Raw genomic sequence first — 5,263 nt, 5'->3', positions numbered from 1 at the left:
GCAGCGGCAGCACCAGCGAGCCGATGACCAGGGCGCCCAGGTAGAGGCCGAGCGACATCAGCCGGGTCTTGACGATGCCCCGCTTGCCGTCGTGCGGTGTCCCGGCAGCCGCCGCGCGCTACTGTCCCGGCGACGACGGCTCGTGCGGCCGGGCGTCGTGCGTCCGGGCGACCGGGTCAGCCGGCGCGGCCGGTTCCTCGTCGTCCAGTTGCGCCTTGATGGGCGGCGGCGCCTTCAGCAGGATCTGCCAGGTCACGTACATCGCCAGCAGCAGGGGCGGGATGCCCAGGGCGACCTTGAGCCAGCCCAGCAGGTTGACGTTGTGCGTGAAGTACAGCGGGAAGAGGATCAACGGCTTGATGCCCATGATCACCACCCACGCCCAGGTGGCCTTGACGTAGGCGGCCAGCCGGCCCGGGTTCTCCTTGCGCCAGGTGAACATCTCGCCGGTGACGGGGCCCAGCATCAGGCCGATCAGCGGCCAGCGGACCAGCGCCGAGATCGCCAGGCCCACGCAGTAGCCGACGTTCCAGAGCAGGCCGGGCAGGTAGAAGTTCTCCGCCTTGCCGGTCTTCATCGAGATCCAGGCGCCGATGGCGACCCCGAACACCCCGCTGAAGGCGTGCTGGACGGTCTCCCGCTTGGCCAGCCGGACCACCACGAAGAGCCCGCTCAGGGCGAGCGCTGCCCAGGCGGCCGACGGGACCTTGTGGGTGATGTTGTACGTGATGATGAAGACCAGGCCGGGCAGGGTCATGTCGACCATGCCCCGGACCCCGCCGAACGCCTTCATCACGGTGTCGGCGGCCTCCCGGGAGGCCGCCGCCTGGCGGGCCGCCTCGTCGTCGCCGTCCGGCGCGATCTTGGCCAGGCCGAGCTGGGCGGCGGGCTCGCCGCCGGGCTGGTTACTCACGCTCATTCGCTCCCGTGTCCGACCGGACGCAGCTCGTAGCGGGGGTTGAAGAGCACCCGGCGCCCGCGCGCGTGACTGATCCGACCGCTGGCGACGAGCCGGCGACCGGGTTCGATACCCGTGATGGAGCGGCGCCCGAGCCAGACCACGTCCAGTGCCTCGGTGCCGTCGAAGAGCTCCGCCTCCAGGGCGGGCACACCGGCCCGCGGGCGGAGCGTCACGGTACGCAGGGTGCCGGCCACGGTGACCAGTTGGCGGTCCCCGCAGCTGGCGATCGGAGTGCAGCCCGACTCCGCGGCGCTCTCCTGGCGCAACTCCTCGGCCTCCAGCTCCTCCGCGGAGGAGGTCAGCCGACTGAGCATGCGGCGGAAGCGCCCCTGTGGCTGGCCGCTGCTGTTGTCACCACTCATGCCGGAAGGGTACCGGTTTCCGTGCCCTCGGCGGCAGGTCACGCAAGCCGCCGGAGCCGGCCCGGGGCCCGCCCGGGGCCCGCCCGGGGGCTGCCCTGACGGCCGGGAGGGCCCACCGGGCCCGGCTCCCGGTCCGGACCCGGCTCGCGACCGGGCTCGGGCCACGACCTCACCGGTCAGCTCTCGAAGCGGTAGCCCATGCCCGGCTCGGTGATGAAGTGGCGCGGGTGCGAGGGATCACGCTCCAGCTTCCGCCGCAGCTGGGCGAGGTAGACCCGCAGGTAGTTGGTCTCGGTGCGGTAGGCGGGTCCCCAGACCTCCTGGAGCAGCTGGGTCTGGCTGACCAGCCGGCCGGCATGGCGGACGAGCACCTCCAGCAGATGCCACTCGGTCGGGGTGAGGCGGACGTCTGCGCCGTCCCGGTTCACCTTCTTCGCCGCGAGGTCGACGGTGAAGCTGTCGGTGACCACCAGGGAGTCGTCCTCCCCGGCGACCGGCTCGGCCCGGCGGACGGCCGCGCGCATCCGGGCGAGGAGCTCGTCCATGCCGAAGGGCTTGGTGACGTAGTCGTCGGCGCCCGCGTCCAGGGCCTCGACCTTCTCGTCGGAGGCGTGCCGGGCGGAGAGCACGATGATCGGCACGCGGGTCCAGCCCCGCAGCCCCCTGATCACCTCGACGCCGTCCATGTCGGGCAGGCCGAGGTCGAGGACGACGACGTCGGGGTGACGGGCGGCGGCCAGTTCCAGGGCGCTCGCGCCGTCATGTGCCGCGTCGACCTCGTACTTGCGGGCCTTGAGGTTGATCACCAGCGCGCGGACGATCTGCGGTTCGTCGTCCACGACGAGGACCCGGGTCATGCGGGCTCCGCCTTTCGGGGCAGTCGGATCGGAAGTGGTCATGTGTGGCAGGAGTGATCACGCGGGGGCCGGGTTGACGGCCGGCTCGCCCGGTCCGTCCGACCCGGGCGGCTCGTCCGACGCGGAGGGCCGGGGCGGCACGGGCGGTTCGGCGAGTTCGGACGGCACGGACGGTTCGGACGGTTCGGACGGTTCGGACAGACGGTCGACGGCGGGCAGCGTGACGACCATGGTCAGTCCGCCCCCCGGGGTGTCCTCGGCGGTCACGGTGCCGTCCATCGCCTCGACGAAGCCCCGCGCCACGGCCAGCCCGAGGCCCACTCCGGCGCCGCGCGGCGCGTCCCCGTACCGCTGGAACGGTGCGAAGATCCGCTCCTTGGCGTCCTCCGGCACTCCCGGTCCCCGGTCGACGATCCGCAGCTCGACCCGGCCCCGGTCGCCTGCCGGGTGCAGCGCATCGGCCTTGACCAGCACCTTCGTCCCGGCCGGGCTGTACTTGACGGCGTTCTCGATCAGGTTGGCGAGCGAGCGCTCCAGCAGCCCCCCGTCGGCCCGGATCATCGGCAGGGTCTCCGGGACGTCCAGCCGGACGGCCCCCGGCGGCACGCCGCCGAGCGCGAACGGCACCACCTCGTCCAGGTCGGTGTCCTGGATCAGCGGGGTGACCGTTCCGGTCTGCAGCCGGCTCATGTCGAGCAGGTTGTTGATCAGATGGTCGAGCCGGTCGGCCCCGGCCTCGATACCGGCCAGCAGCTCGGCCTCGTCCTCCTCGTCCCACTCGACGTCCGCCGAGCGGAGGGAGCTGACCGAGGCCTTGATACCGGCGAGCGGCGTACGGAGGTCGTGCGAGACGGCGGCCAGCAGTGCGGTCCGGATCCGGTTCCCCTCGGCCTCACGACGGGCGGCGGCGGCCTCGCCGGCCAGTCGGCGACGCTCCAGGACCACGGCGGCCTGGGCGGCGAACGCGCCGAGCAGTCGCCGGTCCTCGGCAGGCAGGACCCGGCCGCACAGGGCCAGCGCCAGCGTGTCGCCGACCGGCACGTCCACGTCGGCGGACTCCGGCCGCTCCGGCGGGTGGGGGCCGGCCGTCGCCAGAGGCTGCCACGGTCCGACCGGGTCCACCCGTTCCAGGAACGCCGCCGACTCCTGCTGGAAGGTCTCCCGGACCTGCTCCAGCAACGCGGTCAGCACCCCGTCCCCGCTCGGCGCGCCGCGCAGGACCGTGCCGGCCAGTGCCCCGAGCGTCTGTGCCTCGGTCTGGCTGCGGGCCGCCTGATGGGTGCGCCGGGCCGCCAGGTCGACCACCGAGGCCACCGCGATGCCGACGGCGGTGAATATCGCCACCGCCATGATGTTCTGCGGCTCGGAGATGGTGAAGGTGTGGATCGGCGGTGCGAAGTAGTAATTGAGCGCCGAGGAGCCGACCAGCGCCGAGGCGATCGCCGGGTACAACCCGCCCACCAGCGCCGCGCAGACCGTCAGCGACAGGAAGAGCAGCATGTCGGTCGAGAGGCCCGGGCCCTCGACGTTCGTCAGCACCAGCGCCAGCAGCGGCGGCCCGGCCACACCGATCAGCCAGCCCGCGACCGCGCGGGTCCTGCCCAGGTCCGTGACCCTGCGGATCGGGATCCGCCCGCGGCCCTTCGCGGCCTGCTCGTGCGTGACGATGTGGACGTCGATGTCCCCCGCGGCGCGGGTCACCGTGGTTCCCACGCCCGGACCGTAGAGGTACTGCCAGGCCGGCCGGCGGCTGGTGCCGAGCACGATCTGGGTGGCGTTCACCCCGCGTGCGAAGTCGAGCAGCCCGGCGGCGGGGTCGTCGCCGAGCACCGCGTGGTACGAGCCGCCGAGGCTCTCCACCAGCGCCCGCTGTTCGATCAGCGCCTGTGACGACCCCGAACCCGAGCCGGCCAGGCCGTCCGAGCGGGAGAGGTGGACGGCCAGCAGCTCCCCGCCCGAACCGCGGGCGGCGATCCGGGCCGCCCGGCGGATCAGGGTCGCCCCCTCCGGTCCGCCGGTCAGGCCGACCACGATTCGCTCGCGGGCCTGCCAGGTGCCCTCGATGCCCTGCTCGGCCCGGTACTTCTGGAGGTACTCGTCCACCCGGTCGGCCGTCCACAACAGCGCCAGCTCGCGCAGCGCGGTCAGATTGCCGGGCCGGAAGTAGTTGGCCAGCGAGGCGTCGATCTTCTCCGGCGCGTACACGTTGCCGTGTGCGAGGCGGCGGCGCAGGGCCTGCGGCGACATGTCGACCAGCTCGATCTGGTCGGCCCGGCGGACCACCTCGTCCGGCAGGGTCTCGCGCTGCCGCACCCCGGTGATGCCCTCGACGACGTCGCCGAGCGATTCCAGGTGCTGGATGTTGACGGTCGAGACGACGTCGATGCCGGCCGCGAGCAGTTCCTCGACGTCCTGCCAGCGCTTCGCGTTGCGGCAGCCCGGCACGTTGGTGTGCGCGAGCTCGTCCACCAGCGCCACCTGCGGCCGGCGTGCCAGGACCGCGTCCAGGTCCATCTCCGTGAACGCGGCCCCGCGGTGCGCGAGGTCCCGCCGGGGCACCACCTCAAGGCCGACGGCCTGCCGTGCCGTGTGCTGCCGCCCGTGGTCCTCGACGAACGCCACCACGACGTCCGTCCCACGCTCGGACCGCCGATGCGCCTCGGCGAGCATGGCGTACGTCTTGCCGACCCCGGGCGCCGCCCCGAGGTAGATCCGTAGCCTGCCGCGTCCCATGTGCACCATTCTTGATCCGGCCTGGCCCGGGGACCACCCCGGACACCTGTTCCCCTCACCTTCGAGACTACGGCGCGAGCTGCGGATTTCCGCTGATCAAGCCCCTGCGCGGGCAGTTTTAGCGGCTTTTTGACGGTCCCGGAGCCGGCCGGGGGCCCCGGGCCGGAGGCCCGGAGAAGCGGTTCGGTTACGCCGGCCCGGAAATCCCCGGAATTCCCCCGGAAACGCAAAGAACCCCCGTCCGTATCCCGGACAGGGGTTCTTCACAATGATTGTTCGGCGGCGTCCTACTCTCCCACAGGGTCCCCCCTGCAGTACCATCGGCGCTGTGAGGCTTAGCTTCCGGGTTC

4 protein-coding genes and 1 rRNA gene are annotated in these 5,263 nt (G+C 72.5%); all 5 read right to left on the bottom strand.

Annotated elements, in window-relative coordinates; translation table 11 throughout:
* Positions 1–118: 118 nt before the first annotated feature.
* Positions 119–913 carry a DUF3159 domain-containing protein gene (locus tag ABZY91_RS41260; protein WP_355409301.1) on the bottom strand — a complete coding sequence of 265 codons (795 nt, stop codon included), beginning with the start codon at positions 911–913 and terminating at the stop codon, positions 119–121.
* A 2-nt stretch (positions 914–915) separates the two neighbouring features.
* Positions 916–1,323 carry an OB-fold nucleic acid binding domain-containing protein gene (locus ABZY91_RS41255; RefSeq protein ID WP_329879913.1) on the bottom strand — a complete coding sequence of 136 codons (408 nt, stop codon included), beginning with the start codon at positions 1,321–1,323 and terminating at the stop codon, positions 916–918.
* 176 nt (positions 1,324–1,499) lie between these two features.
* Positions 1,500–2,180: a response regulator gene (locus ABZY91_RS41250; protein ID WP_329879912.1), complete on the bottom strand. Its 681-nt coding sequence runs from the start codon at positions 2,178–2,180 to the stop codon at positions 1,500–1,502.
* A 57-nt stretch (positions 2,181–2,237) separates the two neighbouring features.
* Positions 2,238–4,913, bottom strand: a complete 2,676-nt coding sequence (locus ABZY91_RS41245) for a sensor histidine kinase KdpD (RefSeq protein ID WP_355409298.1) — start codon at positions 4,911–4,913, stop codon at positions 2,238–2,240.
* Positions 4,914–5,187: 274 nt separating this feature from the next.
* Positions 5,188–5,263 (bottom strand): 5S ribosomal RNA (rrf, locus tag ABZY91_RS41240); the annotation flags it as partial.

Origin of the sequence: Kitasatospora sp. NPDC002965 (genome assembly GCF_040611255.1) — a bacterium.
Taxonomy (GTDB): Bacteria; Actinomycetota; Actinomycetes; order Streptomycetales; family Streptomycetaceae; genus Kitasatospora.
This window is presented reverse-complemented; position numbering and strand designations above follow the sequence as displayed.

Bases quoted from the DNA above. Each gene is read 5' to 3' on its own strand.
- ABZY91_RS41255 (WP_329879913.1), bottom strand. From the start codon at position 1,323: ATGAGTGGTGACAACAGCAGCGGCCAGCCACAGGGGCGCTTCCGCCGC.
- ABZY91_RS41250 (WP_329879912.1), bottom strand. From the start codon at position 2,180: ATGACCCGGGTCCTCGTCGTGGACGACGAACCGCAGATCGTCCGCGCG.
- ABZY91_RS41245 (WP_355409298.1), bottom strand. From the start codon at position 4,913: ATGGGACGCGGCAGGCTACGGATCTACCTCGGGGCGGCGCCCGGGGTC.